Source organism: Geobacillus sp. 46C-IIa (assembly GCF_014679505.1).
Classification (GTDB): domain Bacteria; phylum Bacillota; class Bacilli; order Bacillales; family Anoxybacillaceae; genus Geobacillus.
Window position 1 is genome coordinate 169,693 of the sequence record NZ_CP061474.1, and the last position, 17,794, is coordinate 187,486.

Here is a 17,794-nt window from a genome sequence, read left to right on the forward strand (position 1 = left end):
GAGAGGAAACCGATGAAGAAAATGGGGAAGGCTATTGCCTTGTCGACCGGTCTTTTATTAACATCAGCGAGTTTTTCTCCTATTCCCTGGAACGTGTCAGTTGTCGAAGCGGCGAGTACTGTTAAAATCGCCCCAACAGTCTACGAAACGACAGCGAATTTGAACATGAGAACGGGGGCGGGAACGAGGTACAAAGTCATCATGACGATTCCCAAAGGGAAACCCGTCACCGCGACAGAAAGGCTCGGAAACTGGTATAAAGTATCCTATGAATATACGGTTAAGGGGCGGAAATATACGAGAGCTGGCTGGGTGAGCGGAAGTTATTTAAGGAAGGCGGCATCCAAATCGGCTGCAGAGAGGACTGTCAAGACAGCCGCTGCTGCCCCAACAGTCTACGAAACGACAGCGAATTTGAACATGAGAACGGGGGCGGGAACGAGGTACAAAGTCATCATGACGATTCCCAAAGGAAAGCCCGTCACCGTGACAGAAAGGCTCGGGAACTGGTATAAAGTATCCTATGAATATACGGTTAAGGGGCGGAAATATACGAGGGCTGGCTGGGTAAGCGGAAGTTATTTGAAGACGTCATCCCAACCGACTACAGGGAATACGGCCAAACCAACAGCGATCACGAAAACTACTTACCAAACGACAGCGAATGTAAATCTAAGGACAGGGGCAGGAACAAAGTATAAGGCGGTCGTTACCATTCCAAAAGGGGGAACAGTGACGGCAACGGAAAGGTTAAGCGGCTGGTATAAAGTATCGTACCAATATTATTCAAAAGGAAAGCGGTACATAAAAACCGGCTGGGTAAGCGGCAGTTACTTGCGTGAATACGATCAGTATAAATCCATAAGCGGCACGTATTTCTTTACCAAAAAAACTGCTTTTCTTTACAGTGTCGCGAAACAGCGGGGAAACGCAGTTCAACTGGCGGGCGGAAACGGCTTGTACTCGACGCGGATGGTCCTTAACAGCATCGGCCAAACGTGGTACGAAGTGACATTCAATGGCAAGAAGTTGTATGTCTCGGCTAACGATGTCACAAAAGTAAACCCGCAACGGTTTAGCGAAACGAAATACGAGGCGGCGGAAGACGCTGGATTGTACGCGGCGCCGGGAAGCGCGCACATTCGTTTGGCGACGATTCCAAAAGGAGCGGTTGTCTCGATAACCCTTCGCATTGGCGACTGGTACGAAGTAATTTATAGAGGAAAAAAGGGGTATGTGGATATTTCTGGGTTCAAAAAGTATATTCCTGCTCCGCCAAGCAACCCGTCCAGTTCGGCTCCGGGGCAGAAAGAGCAACCAAACACTCCCCCGTCTTCTCCGGTTACAGAGCGAGAACTATCCGGACGGACGTTTGCCGTTAGAGTGAATTTGAGTGTTCGTAAGCAGCCAGATGTCAACGCTGACCGCCTTGCAATTATTCCAAAAGGAACGATTGTCGTGCCGACGCATCAAACGGCAAACGGTTGGTACAAGCTGGAATACAATGGGGAAATAGGCTATGTGTCCGGAGACTATATCACAGAGGTCAAAACGGGTGCTCCGCTTGACGGTCAGCGCGATGGCTATCAGTTTATTGATCTGCGTACGCAGGCGCCGATCGAAGCCTGGCAAATTAACAAATACATTCAAGGTTATGTTCAGTCGACAGGCAAGCAAAGTGTTTTAGTCAATCAAGGTCAAACGTTCATTAATGTCGGGAGAGATTATGGGGTTAACCCGTTGTATTTAGCGGCTCATGCCATTCACGAGAGCGCGTTTGGCACATCAAGGCTAGCGCTCACTAAATATAACTTATTTGGCTATGGGGCTTATGATGATGCCCCCTTTGTCGCGGCATACCGCTTCTCATCCATTGAGGAGTCAATTGAGTACGTGGCGCGAAAAATCAAATCGAGCTATTTAAACCCTTCCCATCCTCTCTTTAAAGGAGCGTTCCTCGGGTTTCGGACGAATACACTTCAAAACATACGGGTGGATGAAAGCAGCGAAGGGATGAACTTTTATTACGCAAGCGACCCGTACTGGGGACAAACAATTGCCCGCCATATGGCTAATATGTTGTCATATGACAACAACTATTATAAATCAGCTCGCATTGATACGTCTGTTCCTCCCGCTCCGTCCATTCCGCCGGGATCTGACTACTTCCCGACGGGGATTGTTGCCGTTGCTAATAGCTCTATTCCGCTTTATGACAAAAAGGGAGGCAAACAGATTGCAGTCTTGGCGAAAGGTGCCACCTTCGCGCCGCGTGAGAAAACGAATGATTATTGGTTCCGCTTAGAATATAACGGTCGACAATACTGGACGAATGCTATTAAACTATATGATTATGCAAGGTATATAACGGTGAAAAATTTAGGAAGTGTGACAGCGGACACATTAAATGTTCGGTCGACCCCAATAATACCAAAAATACGAGAAGAAAATGTCATAAGCAAATTGAAAATGGGGCAATATGTCTCCCTGAAATTAAACAGTGATGGGACTATTGAACAACAAGGCTCATGGTATAAAATTGTTCTAGATGATGGACGAACTGGTTGGGTGTCTTCTACATGGATTATACGTGAACTGAAATAACTCGTTCCCTGTAGCCCTAGGCATTCAGCTTGGGCTGCAGGGGGATTTTTATGTGATGAGATCATCCTTCCGTCCTCCTGTTGTACCCAGTCTAAGTGTTTCCGCAATAATGAATTTAAGAATAATGTCTCTTGTCAAAAAAATCGGTGAATGATTATAACAACAATCTGTCGAAAATGCTATTCGTTAAGCCTAGAAGGCTGGTGAAAAACAGCGGTTTCTTTTAATCGATGAGTGAATATGTGTGATGTTGCAAGTTTTTGCTATTTCAAAAACGATGCTGAAAAGCGGTATGCGCTATCTAATCAACGGTCTTCTAGACCAACGTCCGTCGTCGTTATAACAATGCACCTAAGATGAGCAGAGCTGCTTTATCGCAGAAACGGTTTGTGATGTTATTATGCAAGTGGGTGAGCAAGGTTGAACAGGGGATGGCTATTTGAGGGCTTATGGATTTTGACGATGTTTGTTGGACTTTCAGTGGCTAATTTTCTTTCAGTAAAGGAAATATACGGCGGTATACACTATATGAATTTTGTTATATCGGATATTGCCCTTTCTCCATTTTGCTTAGCACCGTTAGTATCAACGAACAAAAGGCGGAAGTTCATCTTTTCATTCCTTTTGTATTTAGCTGCCAATATCATTATCTATAGCGATGGGGTTTATGAGCGGTATTATGATGAAATTTTTTTCATTAAAATGATTACACAATTAACTCAATTGGATCCCGTTGCTGATTCGTTTTGAACGCTTATAAAACCATAGAGATAATCTTTATTTTTTGGTTCTATTCTCCTTGCGCCTGTGAGACCGTGCTATTTCAGTTAAAGAGCCATCAAAATAATCTAGCTATTGGGGAGTGGAGAAGATCCTTTTTATGGATTTTTTGCTGGTGGGTAAGAGTGTTCCATTTCATTCTCTTAATTTCTTTCCAATGATCGCTTCTCGTTGGAAATTTTTTTTGTGAAAAGAAATTTTCCATCTTTGGGTACAAAAAAGGGGGGTAAAAAAAGATTGATTTACTCATTGTATATGGTAACATAAAGGTGATGTGTGCTTACCGAGATGATTTTATAAAGCCAAGGTGATTGCTCATGAATATCGAAGCATTTGCGGCATGTGTCGCTTCATTCCTAACAGTATTGACCATCACCCCGTTCGTCATAAAGCTGGCCATCAAAATTGGTGCGGTTGATCGGCCGAACGGGCGCAAAGTGCATACGCGAGTAATGCCAAGGCTCGGGGGATTGGCCATTTTTATCGGTGTGGCTGTCGGCTATTTCGTTAGCGGCGTTTACCAAGAGCAAGTGACAGCCTTGACCGTTGGTGCCATTATTATCGTGCTTGTCGGGATGCTCGATGATTTGTACGAGCTGTCTCCAAAAGTGAAGCTGGTCGGACAGTTATTGGCGGCGTTTATTGTTGTCGCTTCCGGGTTGAAGGTCGATCTTTTGACCGTCCCGTTTGTCGGCACGTTTGAGTTGGGGTTCTGGAGCTATCCGATTACGATATTTTGGATTGTGGCGATTACGAACGCCATCAATTTGATCGACGGATTGGATGGATTGTCCGCTGGCATTTCCGCCATTGGGATTGCGGCCATTGCTGTTATGGCGGGCATGGCGGGCAAAACGCTCATTTTTACCCTTTGTTTGATCATCCTAGGTAGCGTCATCGCTTTCTTGTTTTACAACTTCCACCCGGCGAAAATTTTCATGGGGGATACTGGTGCGTTGTTTTTAGGTTATGCCATTTCCGTTCTGTCGGTGCTAGGTCTTTACAAAAGTGTGACACTCTTCAGCTTCATCGTTCCGGTGATCATTTTGGGCGTGCCGATTTTCGATACGACGTTTGCTATTATCCGCCGTATTGTGAACAAACGACCGATCTCGACGCCCGATAAGTCGCATCTTCATCATCGGTTGCTCGCTCTTGGTTTTTCGCACCGCAACACGGTCTTGTTGATTTATGCGTTTGGCTTGATGTTTGCGGTCAGCGCTATTTTGTTCTCCGCCTCGACGTTATGGCAGTCCATTCTCATCGTTTTTGCCTTGATCGTCTTCGGGGAACTGCTTGCTGAGCTTATCGGCTTGGTCAATGATCAGTATAAGCCATTTATGACTTTTATACGCAAACTGTTGCGCGGAGGACGGAAAGTGTACGGGAACGATCAGTAAAATCTCATATTGTTAGTAAAAACAGGCCGTTTGTGTCGCTAAAGTGACAAACGGCTTTTTTGAGGGATGGTTTGTCTCTAGGAAATTATACCCGTTTTTTTCTTGTTTTATACAGCAGACGAGCGCATCTTTCCATGTTTAACGTTGCTTGCCACGAAACTTTCATTATATATTGACGTAAATGTGATAAACTAAACATGTTTAGGAGAGAATCTTTTAGGGTTTGGAGGAACTCATAATGAACGTGCCAATGTTGGATTTAAGCGAACAGTATGAACAATTGAAGCCGAAGATCATGCGTGTATTGGACGAGGTGATGCGTTCTTCCCGCTTTATTTTAGGCGACTATGTAAAGAAAATAGAAGCGGAAATTGCCGCTTATAGCCGGGCGAAACACGGAATCGGCTGCGGCAACGGAAGCGATGCCATACATATTGCTTTGCAAGCGGCCGGCGTCGGGCCAGGGGATGAAGTCATTACCACATCCTTTACGTTTTTTGCGACAGCTGGAGCCATCGCGCGGCTTGGCGCCAAACCAGTGTTTGTCGATATCGATCCGGTGACGTTCAACATCGATCCTGCGCAAATTGAAGCTGCAGTAACAGAGAAAACGAAAGCCGTCATCCCGGTGCATTTATACGGGCAAATGACGGATATGGAGGCGATCGCTGCGATTGCCAAGCGGCATGGATTAGTTGTCATCGAGGACGCCGCCCAGGCCATCGGCGCGAAATACAATGGGAAATGCGTTGGCGAGCTGGGGACGGCAGCGACGTACAGCTTCTTCCCGACGAAAAACTTGGGCGCCTATGGAGATGGCGGCATGATCATTACAAACGATGATGAATTGGCGGAAAAATGCAGGGTGATCCGCGTTCATGGCAGCAAGCCGAAATATTACCATCATGTGCTTGGCTACAACAGCCGTCTCGATGAGATGCAAGCAGCGATTTTAAGCGTCAAATTCCCGCATCTGGATCGTTGGACGGAACAGCGTCGCAAGCATGCGGCGACGTATACGCGCCTGCTGCAGGAGGCGGTCGGCGACCTTGTCGTGACGCCGAAAGAGGTCGAGGGGCGCTATCATGTGTTCCATCAATACACGATTCGCGTGCCGAAGCGCGACGAGCTGCAAGTGTTTTTGAGAGAACAGGGGATCGCGACGATGGTGTACTATCCGTTGCCGTTGCATTTGCAGCCGGTGTTTGCTTCGCTCGGGTATAAGGAAGGGCAGTTGCCGGAGGCGGAAAAGGCAGCAAAAGAAGCGCTGTCGCTACCGATGTTCCCAGAACTGAAAGAGGAGCAGCAACAATACGTCGTGGAGAAAATCGCCGAATTTTACCGTCATTTCGTTTGATCGTCCAACCTGTCAAAGGAAACGGCACTTGCGCACAGCAATGGCGTTTTCTTTGGCGTTGGATCGTTTGTTTTGTTCACAACACTTTGTTATTTTATGATAGGAGATGGTGACCAGATTGGCAGTGGAAAAATGCCGAATTGTACCATACGTATATTTGACAACGAAAACGGTGGTTTCTTCTCGTGCCGCTTGCGACGATCGGCCTTGTCCTCGGCCTGTTTTTGATAGTCGTTTGGTTGACGCTTTGGAAGTATATATTGGGAGGAGGGACTATTCTTAATGATCCGTTTTGCCATTGTCGGGATGGGGCATATCGCGAAAAAACATATCGATGCCATTGAAAAGGCGGACGGCGCTGAGCTGGCGGCCGTGTGCGACACGAACTCGGAACGGCTGCGCGACGTGTCGGATGTTCCTGTTTACACTGACATGGAGACGATGCTAAAGGAGAACGAACATATTGATGTCGTCAACATTTGTGTTCCGTCGGGATTGCATGCACCGCTCGTCAAGCTCGCGGCCCGCTATCGCCGTCATATCATTGTGGAAAAGCCGATGGCGCTCCGCACGAGCGACGCTGAAGAGATGATCCGGGCGGCGAAAGAATACGACGTGAAGCTCGCGGTCGTTCATCCGAACCGCTTCCGTCCGGCCATTCGGAAACTGAAAGAGGCGATGGAGCACGGGATGTTCGGAAAACTGAGCCACGCGAACGCCACGGTGCGTTGGAATCGAAATCAAGCCTATTACGATCAGGCGGCGTGGCGAGGGACGAAAGCGTTCGATGGCGGCGTCTTGATGAACCAAGCGATTCACAATTTGGATTTGCTGCTTTGGTTGATGGGGCCGGTCAAGGCGGTGCAAGCGATGGCGGCGACCCGTCTGCGCAAGATTGAGACGGAAGACGTCGCGGCGGCGGTCGTGGAGTTTGAAAGCGGAGCGCTTGGCGTCATCGAGGCAGCGACGACGATTTACCCGCAAAACTTAGAGGAATCGATCGCTATTTTCGGCGAAACGGCATCAGTGAAAATCGGCGGCCGGACGGCGAACTTTATCGAAACGTGGGAAGCGGAAGGTGTCAGTGAGGAAGAGAGAGCAAAGCTCATCGATGAGATCAACGCCGACCCGTTTGGCAAGCCGGGGCACCAATGGATCATTGAAGATATGGTGCAAGCGATTCGCGAAAACCGCGAGCCAATCGTCAATGGTTGGGACGGACTGGCTCCTGTTCGGCTGATCGAAGCCATTTTGCGTTCGGCGGAAACCGGGACAAGAGTGCAATTATCTGAGTAAGGAAAGGAATGAGAAGAATGAACTGCGCGGAACGGCTGTTGCAAAAGTTTGAGAAACGCGACGCGGTGATCGGGGTGGTTGGGCTTGGCTACGTCGGGTTGCCGCTAGCAGTCGAAAAAGCAAAAGCAGGGTTTCATGTCATCGGCTTTGACATCCAACAAAAGCGCGTCGATCAAGTGAACAATGGGATCAACTACATCGGCGATGTCGTCGATGAAGATTTACATGAGATGGTCAAGCAGGGGCGACTCGTGGCCACAACGGATTATGCCCGGATTACCGAAGTCGATGCGGTGGCGATCGCGGTGCCGACCCCGCTTGATGAGCATCATCAGCCGGATACGTCATACGTCGAAAAATCAGCGAAGGAAATTGCTAAATATGCTCATGAGGGGATGCTCGTCGTTTTGGAATCGACCACCTATCCGGGCACGACGGAAGAAATTGTGAAGCCGGTGCTGGAGAAAAAAGGGCTTGTCGTCGGGGAAACGGTGTTCGTCGCCTATTCGCCGGAGCGGGTAGACCCGGGCAACAAGCAGTTTAAGACGAAAAATACGCCGAAAGTCGTCGGCGGCGTGACAAAGACGTGCACGAAAGTGGCGGCGGCAATGTATCGAGCCGTGCTTGAAGGCGATGTCCATGAAGTGTCGAGTCCAGCGGTGGCGGAAATGGAGAAAATTTTTGAAAACACGTTCCGCCATATCAACATTGCGTTAGCGAACGAAATGGCCATTTTGTGCGAACGGATGGGCATTGATGTTTGGGAAGTCATCGATGCAGCGAAAACGAAGCCATATGGATTTATGGCGTTTTATCCGGGCCCGGGGCTTGGCGGTCACTGCATTCCTATCGACCCGTTTTATTTGACATGGAAAGCTCGCGAATACAACTACCATACGCGCTTGATCGAGCTGGCTGGTGAAATCAACAACGCCATGCCGGAATATGTCGTCAACCGCGCGATGCTCATTTTGAACGAAGAAGGGAAGGCGCTGCGCGGTTCAAAAGTGACGGTGCTCGGCGTCGCCTACAAAAAAGACATTGATGATGTGCGCGAATCGCCAGTGTTGAAAATCGTCGAGCTGCTCGAGCAATACGGAGCGGAGTTTGCGGTCGTCGACCCGTATGTTCCGTCGTTCCGGGCGTGCAACCGGGTGGTGGAGACGGTCGAGCTGACGCCGGAATTGCTAGAGCAGTCGGATCTTGTCTTGATTACCACCGACCATTCCAACATCGACTATGAAATGGTCGCTCGTCACAGCCGCGTCGTGTTTGACACACGCAACGCCATGAAAGATGTGTCGAAACCAGCCAAATACGTCAAATTGTAAGCGAAGGAGACGAAACGATGCATATTGTCGATCCCTCTGTTGTTTGCGGTGAATGTGTCGAAATCGGCCATTTCACTGTCATCGAGGCGAATGTAAAAATCGGGAATGACGTTAAAATCGGCCATCGCGTCACGATTCACGAAGGAACGGTCATTGGGGACGGCGTGACGATCGCCGACGGAGCGGTGCTCGGCAAACCGCCGAAGCCGGCGAAAACGAGCACCGTCAAGCTGTCGGGTGAGCTGCCGCCGCTTGTCATTAGCGACCATTGCACGATCGGCGTCAATGCTGTCATCTATCGGGGAGCGACGATCGGCGCCTACACATTAATCGCTGATTTGGCGAGCGTGCGCGAAAACGTGCACATCGGCCAATATGTGATCGTCGGGCGCGGGGTGTGCGTCGAAAACCACGTCCAAATCGGCGATCGGACGAAAATCCAGTCGAACTCCTACATCACGGCTTACACGACGCTCGAAGATCATGTGTTCATCGCCCCGTGCGTCACGACGACCAACGACAACTACATGGGGCGGACGGAGGAGCGATTTGTGAAAATCAAAGGGGCGACCATCAAGCGCGGCGCGCGTGTTGGGGGAGGAGCGATTTTGCTGCCAGGTGTGACGGTGGCGGAAGAAACGTTCGTCGCTGCCGGAGCGCTCGTTACGAAAGATACGGAACCGAAAACCGTCGTCAAAGGATTCCCGGCGCGTTTCAGCAAAATGGTGGACGAGCGGGAGTTGTTGTAAATTGTTCGCAGCATTCAAGCATTTAGGAGCGGATTCGCTTCTTTGCTTATTCAACTGCTAAAAGAATTGGTGAGGTGTTTTGTCCATTTTAAAGACTAGGAGTGTTTAAATGTGAAAATTGTTACGGTATTAGGAGCAAGACCACAATTTATTAAAGCAGCTCCTGTTTCACGTGTGTTGCGAAAAGAATGCGAGGAAGTGTTGGTCCATACTGGACAGCACTATGATCCGAATATGTCGGCCATTTTTTTTGAGGAGTTGAACATTCCGACACCTGACTACTATCTTGGGGTAGGCTCAGGCAGTCATGGAAAGCAAACCGGAGAAATGCTCATCAAAATTGAGGAAATCGTTCTGAAGGAAAAACCGGATTATGTGCTCGTCTATGGCGATACCAACTCGACGCTCGCGGGCGCTCTTGTCGCGGCGAAGCTCCATATTCCCGTCATCCATGTCGAAGCCGGACTGCGCAGCTTCAACAAGCAGATGCCGGAAGAAATCAACCGCATTATGACCGATCATGTCTCCGAGCTCTTATTTTGTCCAACGGAGACAGCCGTAGAAAATTTACGCAAAGAAAACATTACGCGAAACGTCTGGAATGTCGGCGACGTCATGTATGACGCCATTTTGTACAACAAGGAGCTCGCACAGCGCCAATCGACGATTTTGGCTGATTTGTCGCTGGCGGAACAATCCTACTACTTGATCACCATTCACCGAGCGGAAAATACCGATGACCCCGACAAATTGAAAGCCATTTTGGCTGCCTTTGCGGACATCGACGGCACGAAAGTGTGGCCGATTCATCCGCGGACGCGGCATAAGCTGGAAGAATACGGGTTGGACGTCTCAACGATCCCCGGGCTTCGGCTGATCGATCCGGTCGGTTATTTGGACATGCTGAGGCTGGAGAGCGGCGCGAAAAAAATCATCACCGATTCAGGCGGCGTGCAAAAGGAAGCCTATTTCCTGCGCGTGCCTTGCGTAACGGTGCGCGAACAAACCGAATGGGTGGAAACGCTCGAAGGGGGAGCGAACATCTTAACCGGCACGGACCGCGAGAAAATCGTCGCGGCGGTTCACAAGGAAGTCGCCCCCGTTTATGCGGACGTCTTTGGCGATGGGCACGCGGCGGAGAAAATCGTGGCGGCGATCGGGCAGCGATAAGTTAGGCATGCTATATGTTGCAATTGGTTGGGCATCTTTATTGCCCCTGTGCTGTTGTTTCGTATTAGGGTTTTTTTGGAAAATAATGAATATTTCATTGCTTGTGTTTTGTATACGGATATCTGAAGCTCTTAATTTAGGAATGATCATGACGAAAAGCAATCCATGAAAGCAGGAGGGAACGATTGCTTGATGAGAAGCAGTAGTGATCAATTAAGGGAGAATGACTTTAACTATGTCCGTGAACATCGTCGTTAGATGAAAAATATGTTTTGCATAATCTGCCTGTGCTAATGGTTTTTCAAATCGAGAACAGTAGCTTTGTGTTTACAAGGCTGGGCAGCGATGTATATTCAGTTGTGGGCGTATGCATGACTTGTTGTTACTTGTATGCTTCGCTTGCTGTCGCCATTAGGAATTCATGATAAACAAGAAGGCGGTGTGGAATGAGCTATGAGAATCATTTACCTATGCCAACACTTCCCACCGGAAACGGGCGCACCGCAAATTCGTGTGTATGAGGTGAGCAAAGAGCTGATCAAACGGGGGCATCAAGTGGAAGTGCTCACGGCATTCCCGCATCATCCGCACGGCGTCATCCCGGAGCCATACCGCGGCCTGTTTTATTTGTTTGAACAATGGGACGGCATTCCCGTTCATCGGACATGGATTTATCCGTCGCCAAAGGGGAGCTTTTGGAAACGACTCGCTTCGTATTTTTCATTTACGTTCAGCTCGTTTTATTCATTGCTGGTGAAAGCGAAGCCGACGGATGTGATCATTTGCAATTCCCCGCCGTTGTTTTTAGGGATCACCGGGTACGTGGGCGCAAAGTTGAAACGGGCGAAGTTTGTTTTCAACGTCGCTGACATTTGGCCGGAATCGGCCGTTGAGCTCGGCATTTTGAAAAATCGGCTTTTTATTCGAATGGCGAGATGGCTCGAGCTGTTTTTATACCGGAAGGCTTGGAAAATCGCCGCCGCGACAGAAGGCATTCGCGATTATATGATTGAACAAGGGAAGGCGCCCGAGGATGTCTTTTTATTGCCGAACGGCGTCAACACGGATGTGTTTCGCCCGCTGCCGAAAAACAAAGAGTTGCTTGCGGAATTAGGGCTCGAAGGAAAAGTGGTGTTTACGTACGCCGGAACGATGGGATACGCCCAAGGGCTCGATTCGGTGTTGCGGGCGGCGGCCATCGTCAAAGTTAAAGATGAACGGGCGCATTTCCTGTTTGTCGGCGATGGCCAAGAGCGAGAAAAGTTGATGGCGTTAAAAGAAGAGCTTGGCCTTGACAACGTGACGTTTTACGGATCGGTTCCGGTTGAGAAGATGCCAGAGATTTTCTCCATCACCGATTACAGCATCGTTTCGTTGCGCAATATCGATTTGTTTAAAGGCGCAAGGCCGTCGAAAATTTTCCCGGCGATCGCCACCGGAACCCCGGTGCTGTATTGCGGCGAAGGGGAGAGCGCAGAGATTTTAGAAACATACCATTGCGGAAAAATCGCTCCTCCAGAAAATCCTAAACAGATCGCTGCAGCGGTTCTCGAGTTGCTTTGCCTTCCGAGCGAGAAATACGAAAAGATGGTGGAAAATGGGCGCAAGTTGGCGGTGGAGCAATATTCTTGGAAGCGAATTGTTGATGATTTGCTCAGTAAATTAGGAGAGCAGTGAGAAACGGGTATATCCACATAAAAGGGGAGAATGATTTTTCTCGTGAGGTTTCCGGGTTTTATTTATGTCATTTATATCAAATAACCAACCCCCTTTGTTTCTATGAGACCGACCAAATTATGTGAGATTTTTTCATAACGTGACTTTCCAGGGTTCATCACCAAAAGATGTACTCGACTTTTAAAGGCAAACATGATAACAATGTTGTCCAAAGAGATGCATGGAATAAAAAGGGAGAAATGCTGTTTTGGTTTTGATCATCATAATCATCTTTCTTTGTCAAGTACACTTTGTGGTGAAGATCCCTTTCCAGTATATATTGTTCGATTTTTTCCTCTGCATGGGATTAGTTAAAAGCAAAGGGATACAAGATTTTCGAACATAAGACTATTATGAGCGGCTGGCGATAAGGTGTTGCCATTTGAATAAAGATAGTAGGGAAAGAGACAGTGGATTTTAAAAGGCAGAAACGAATAAAAAACACGTCTCTTGTCAAGATTAATTAAAAAATAAAGGAGTTATTAATTTATGCGTAAGGAAATTGATTTGGTGGAATTAGTACGCGTTATTTTCAACTATAAATGGGTAATTATAGGTGTTACGGCCATTGTGGTTTTTGTCACGGCGCTAGCAAGTTTTGTTTGGATAAATCCTGTTTATTCAGTTAGAGCTACTGTTTCTGTAAATAACGGATTAGCATCAGGAAAACCGTTACAAGAAACGGACGTTTATTTCAGTGAAATGCTGACACCAACCGTTTATATGGAATATATAAAATCTCCTCAGGTTATTGAGGAAGCCATACAAAAAGTGGACTTCAACATTATAATATCTCCCAAGTTCAATCGAATTTAATAGTTGAAAATCCACAAAATACAAATTTAATAAATATCACTTTAAGAGGCTCGAACCCTTCAGACGTAAAAGAAATGCTCGATGCTATTTTATTGGCTTCTAAAGATTTGTTATTGAAGGAAATGAAGGATAGAGTTAAAGCAGATAATACGAAGCTTGTGATGCAGGTGGAATTGCAAAAGAGGAATTGCAACAGTTGATTACAGATTATTACCATAAGGCGAATAGATGGAATTTGCCGTTGCCCTTTTGCTTGATTCATTAGTTTCTGATAATAACCAATATGTACTGAATTTGGATAGCAAGTATCTAGGTAATCAAAACCATATCCCAGAGAAAGATTTGATTGCATTAGGTAAGCTGATGAATGAAATTAAGACATCTGCTAATGTATATCGTGAACGTCTGTCTAAACAACAGCAACTCAATTTATTTTTGGAAACTTTAGATATTGATAATAAAATTGTGACTTTGTCTAAACCGGTTGAACCAACAAGTCAGGATTCTCCGGATCCACTATTAAACATTATAGTTGCATTGATCATAGGTGTTGCTTCTGGAGTAGGTCTTGTGTTTTTGTGGCATTATTGGCGAAAAAATTTAAGGGGGTAGGGTAACTCTAAACATGGTTGCCAAGGTTGCTGGACGCTAAAATGATTTCGATGAAATCCCAAACCGGCATGCGGTGATGTTCATACCTGAGGGCAAGAGGCTGCCCATCATTCTCTTCTAAGTAAGATGCGCTCGTCTTTCATATCAATATATAATCTTGAAATGGATGAGTATACTATGCAGAATGGGTTTGTCAAGAATAGTTTATTGAATTTTAACAGGAATATAATAACGATTTTATTGGGATTTGCATCAGCGATTATTGTCGCTAGGGCTTTGGGGCCAGAAAAACAGGGCATTTACGCTCTTATTGTTTTATTGCCGAACATGTTGTTCACATTTCTAAATATAGGGATTAGTTCCGCCAGTGTTTATTATATTGGGAAAGAGAAATATTCGTTGGAGACTATCGTCTCCACAAATGTTTTTCTAGTGCTAATGATTAGTGTGGTTTCGATAATCGTAGGTGTATTAGGTATAAGTTTATTTAAAGGTATCTTTTTTAAGGATGTTCCCACTATTTATCTGTTTTTGATTTTAAGTTCTCTCCCATTTTTATTTGCTAATTCGTTTTTGCAAGCGATTTTTCAAGGATTACAGGCGTTCGGAATATTTAATTTGGTTTCAATTTCCGGGAGTATAGTGAATTTAATTTTCTTGGTAGTTGGAGTGCTTTTTTTAAAACTTGGTGTAATAGGAGCAATAGCTGCTTTTTTAGCAAGTGTTATCACTCCTTTATTACTAATAATTTTCTTTTTGAAAAAAAGACATATTCCCATTGATGCAAGATATGTGTCTACGGAATTTATAAAAGACTCCTTAATATACGGATACAAAGCTCACTTGAGTAATATTTTGGCTTTTCTGAATTATAGGATTGACATACTAATTATTTCCTATTTCCTATCCCCTATAGCAGTGGGGGTGTATAATGTCGCTGTAAGCATAGCTGAAAAACTGTGGATAGTATCTCAGCCGGTTTCTTCTGTGCTATTTCCTAGAATTTCTTCAGCTAAAGATGATACAGAGAGAAATGGTCTTACTGCAAAAGTGGCAAGAAATGTGCTGTTCTTGTCTATCATTGTGGGCATAGGTTTATTTTTTGTTTCTGATCTATTGATCAGTATCATGTTCGGAGAAAAATATCAAGAAGCTGCAAATCTTATCAAGATTTTGTTGCTGGGAATCACTTTGTTTTCGGCCGAACGAATTTTATCGAATGACTTAGCAGGAAGAGGAAAGCCAGAATTAAATTTATATACTTCTTTGTTTACGGTTGTGATAAATATTATTCTGAATCTCCTTTTTATTCCAAAATGGGGCTTTTACGGTGCAGCAATCGCGACATCTGTAGCATATTCTCTTACATTTGTCTTAAAAGTTTGGCTTTTTTGCCGTACAACTGGGGCAAATGTGCTTTCCTTGCTGTTGATCACCGGAACGGATATAGAACTGTATAAGACATTTTCGAGCAAACTGATAAGGTGGGGAAAAAATTGAGAGTATTAATTGTTCCCTCTTGGTACCCAACCAAAGAGAAGCCCAATGCAGGGATCTTTTTTAAAGAACAAGCTCTTGCCTTGCAGGAAAAAGGAATAGAGATCATTATTGCATATCCAGAAATTCATAGCCTTAAGGAGTGGGCAAAGTATAAGTCGCAACGAGGCTTTTATCATAAGATAGAGGACGGTCTTGACACATATAGGATTAAAGAATTTAATTTTTTACCTAAAATACCGGTTGGATCAGGTATTGTGTACTATTTTAAGTTAAAAAAGATATTCACTAAATTGGTTAAGGAAGGAAATAAACCGGATATCATTCACGCTCACTCTGTTCTCTGGGGTGGGTGGGCTAGTTCAAAAATTTCTAAACAATGGAATGTCCCGCTGATTATTACTGAGCACTCCACTGCTTTTTTAAGGGGATTGATTAAGAAGTATCAAATTCCTCTTATTAAAGAAGCCTTTGATCAAGCGAAAAAGATAATTGTTGTTGGTCCTGGTTTACAAAAGGAGCTAAAGAAATATACAGAAGGACAAAAAATAGAGCTTATTCCTAATATTGTTGATACATCACGTTTTAAGCAGAATGCGTTCATTGAAAAACCAAATAAATTTAGATTTTTTAGTTTAGCTTTTTTAACATATAAAAAAGGCTTTGATATTTTATTAAAGGCTTTTGCAAAAGCTTTTAAAGGAAACGAGGAAGTAGAGCTAGTTATAGGGGGAGATGGAGAGGAAAGGGTTAATTTGGAAAATCTAGCAATAGATCTTGGTATTGAAAAACAAGTCATTTTTTTAGGCGAGCTGTCAAGGGAACAAGCAGTGACAGAGATGCAAAGATGTGATGCATTTGTGTTAGCAAGCCGTTTTGAAACATTTGGGGTTGTATTCATTGAAGCTTTAGCATGTGGTAAGCCGATTGTTGCAACGAAATGTGGTGGGCCAGAGATCATTGTTAATGAGAAAAACGGGTTATTAGTGGAAGTTGAGGATATTGAGGCTCTGAGCAAAGCTTTAATTAATATGAAGTTAACTTACAACCAGTATAAGGCGGAAGAAATTGCTTTTGATTGTTATGAAAGGTTTGGAAAAAGTAAAGTTACCGAAAAAATAATCGAGCAATATCACAAGATAATAGAGAGTGTGAAGTAATGATGAGACGATCTTATGCAATAATGGTAATGATAGCAATAGCGTTTTTGTCATTATTTGACTTTTTATTCGTACGCATTCAAATGGGGCCTCTTACTATTACTGCACTAAGGGTAATATTATTGGGGTTGTTTTTGACTTTGTTGGTAAAACAAATAAGAGCGAAAAAAATGCTTATCAGCAACTCTACCTATATCAATTGTGTTTTGCTTTTCTTTATTATTTGGATTTTATACGGAGTGTTACAACTTACTTGGGCTACGGATAAAATTTCTGCTGTGAAGCAGGTCTATTACCTTTGTTTGTTTTTTACTTTAGTATATGTAATGTTAGTGACTATAGATTCAATGGATATATTTGTACGTTTGAACCAATTTATCTATGGTATAGGGGTATGGTTGATTATATTTGGAATAATTGAATTAAATTTTGGGATTCATTTTCCAACTTCTAGGATTGTTATAGAGCCTGAGATATATCACAATGTCAAGAGGGCAACTGCTGTCTTTTATAATGAAAATGATTTCTCATTTTACTTAGTTCTCATCTCCCCTATGTTTTTGTTAAATACGTTTTATAAAAAGGGACTCTGCAGCAAGTTGTTAAACATTTTGTTTTTTGTAATGATTTGTTATATTGTAATGGCCAATGATTCAAAGTTTTGTATGATAGCTTTGGTCGTTCAAATAGGAGCTTTGTTATTTAGAAGAGACATTATAAAAAAAGCAAAATATCCTTTTATTTTATTAGGAGGAGGTTGTACCCTTCTTATTACATTTCAATGGTCATACTTACAGAGCGCATATGAGTTGATCAAATACCAGTTGTCTATTGGCTCAGGATCAACAGCAATTAGAAAAGAATTATTGTTCAAAGGGCTGGAACTTCTGAAAAATTCGTATTTTCTGGGAGTTGGTCCTGGCAATTTTGAAGAGAATATTCATAAGATTACGTCCGGCCGAGGAATAGACGGGATTTTTAATGCCCATAATTGGTGGATGGAACTTTTGGCGAATTATGGGTTAATTGTTTTTTGTCATATGTAATAATATTCGTATTTTTGCTTCTTCATTTAAAAAAAATAAGAAAATGGGGTTCAGGGACATATTCTTACTATGCTTTGTATTTCTTTTTGAGTTTTATTGGTTTCATTTTTGCAAGTGCAAGTTCAAGCAGCATCTTTTATATGTGGTATCAATGGTTGCACTTTTCTTTAGCTGTATCATTTATTAATATATATTATATGAGTACGCAAACGATGACATTGTCAACAAGGATGTACTCTCTGTAACAAGCGTAAGCATTG

General features: G+C 44.5%; 13 protein-coding genes. All 13 read left to right on the forward strand.

What is annotated here, in order from left to right; all coding sequences use genetic code 11:
• The first annotated feature begins 12 nt into the window (after positions 1 to 12).
• The 13 genes from IC803_RS00775 to IC803_RS00835 all read left to right on the forward strand — a co-directional run bounded on the left by IC803_RS00775 (position 13) and on the right by IC803_RS00835 (position 17,534).
• Complete coding sequence (locus IC803_RS00775) at positions 13 to 2,604, forward strand: SH3 domain-containing protein (RefSeq protein ID WP_081210732.1); 2,592 nt, start codon at positions 13 to 15, stop codon at positions 2,602 to 2,604.
• A gap of 1,097 nt (positions 2,605 to 3,701) precedes the next feature.
• On the forward strand, positions 3,702 to 4,784 hold the full coding sequence (locus IC803_RS00780; protein WP_081210728.1) for a glycosyltransferase family 4 protein: 1,083 nt from the start codon (positions 3,702 to 3,704) through the stop codon (positions 4,782 to 4,784).
• Between the two features lie 238 nt (positions 4,785 to 5,022).
• Complete coding sequence (locus IC803_RS00785; protein ID WP_081210726.1) at positions 5,023 to 6,141, forward strand: DegT/DnrJ/EryC1/StrS family aminotransferase; 1,119 nt, start codon at positions 5,023 to 5,025, stop codon at positions 6,139 to 6,141.
• A gap of 282 nt (positions 6,142 to 6,423) precedes the next feature.
• Positions 6,424 to 7,437: a Gfo/Idh/MocA family protein gene (locus tag IC803_RS00790; RefSeq protein WP_081210724.1), complete on the forward strand. Its 1,014-nt coding sequence runs from the start codon at positions 6,424 to 6,426 to the stop codon at positions 7,435 to 7,437.
• A gap of 17 nt (positions 7,438 to 7,454) precedes the next feature.
• The gene (locus IC803_RS00795; RefSeq protein ID WP_081210722.1) at positions 7,455 to 8,768 is read left to right on the forward strand and encodes a nucleotide sugar dehydrogenase; all 1,314 of its coding nucleotides are present in this window, start codon (positions 7,455 to 7,457) and stop codon (positions 8,766 to 8,768) included.
• A 17-nt stretch (positions 8,769 to 8,785) separates the two neighbouring features.
• Complete coding sequence (locus IC803_RS00800) at positions 8,786 to 9,517, forward strand: N-acetyltransferase (RefSeq protein ID WP_081210720.1); 732 nt, start codon at positions 8,786 to 8,788, stop codon at positions 9,515 to 9,517.
• Between the two features lie 111 nt (positions 9,518 to 9,628).
• On the forward strand, positions 9,629 to 10,687 hold the full coding sequence (wecB, locus tag IC803_RS00805) for a non-hydrolyzing UDP-N-acetylglucosamine 2-epimerase (protein WP_081210718.1): 1,059 nt from the start codon (positions 9,629 to 9,631) through the stop codon (positions 10,685 to 10,687).
• A gap of 453 nt (positions 10,688 to 11,140) precedes the next feature.
• Complete coding sequence (locus tag IC803_RS00810) at positions 11,141 to 12,364, forward strand: glycosyltransferase family 4 protein (RefSeq protein ID WP_081210716.1); 1,224 nt, start codon at positions 11,141 to 11,143, stop codon at positions 12,362 to 12,364.
• A 528-nt stretch (positions 12,365 to 12,892) separates the two neighbouring features.
• A complete protein-coding gene (locus tag IC803_RS00815; RefSeq protein WP_190304244.1) occupies positions 12,893 to 13,219 on the forward strand; it encodes a Wzz/FepE/Etk N-terminal domain-containing protein in 327 nt (108 codons plus the stop codon).
• 228 nt (positions 13,220 to 13,447) lie between these two features.
• Positions 13,448 to 13,831: a hypothetical protein gene (locus IC803_RS00820; RefSeq protein WP_190304245.1), complete on the forward strand. Its 384-nt coding sequence runs from the start codon at positions 13,448 to 13,450 to the stop codon at positions 13,829 to 13,831.
• Positions 13,832 to 14,008: 177 nt separating this feature from the next.
• The gene (locus IC803_RS00825) at positions 14,009 to 15,331 is read left to right on the forward strand and encodes a flippase (protein WP_158083302.1); all 1,323 of its coding nucleotides are present in this window, start codon (positions 14,009 to 14,011) and stop codon (positions 15,329 to 15,331) included.
• Positions 15,328 to 16,488 carry a glycosyltransferase gene (locus IC803_RS00830; RefSeq protein WP_143421106.1) on the forward strand — a complete coding sequence of 387 codons (1,161 nt, stop codon included), beginning with the start codon at positions 15,328 to 15,330 and terminating at the stop codon, positions 16,486 to 16,488. The genes IC803_RS00825 and IC803_RS00830 overlap by 4 nt, the downstream gene beginning before the upstream one ends.
• Entirely contained in the window at positions 16,488 to 17,534 is a 1,047-nt protein-coding gene (locus tag IC803_RS00835) for an O-antigen ligase family protein (RefSeq protein WP_190304246.1), read from the forward strand. The genes IC803_RS00830 and IC803_RS00835 overlap by 1 nt, the downstream gene beginning before the upstream one ends.
• Positions 17,535 to 17,794: the final 260 nt, after the last annotated feature.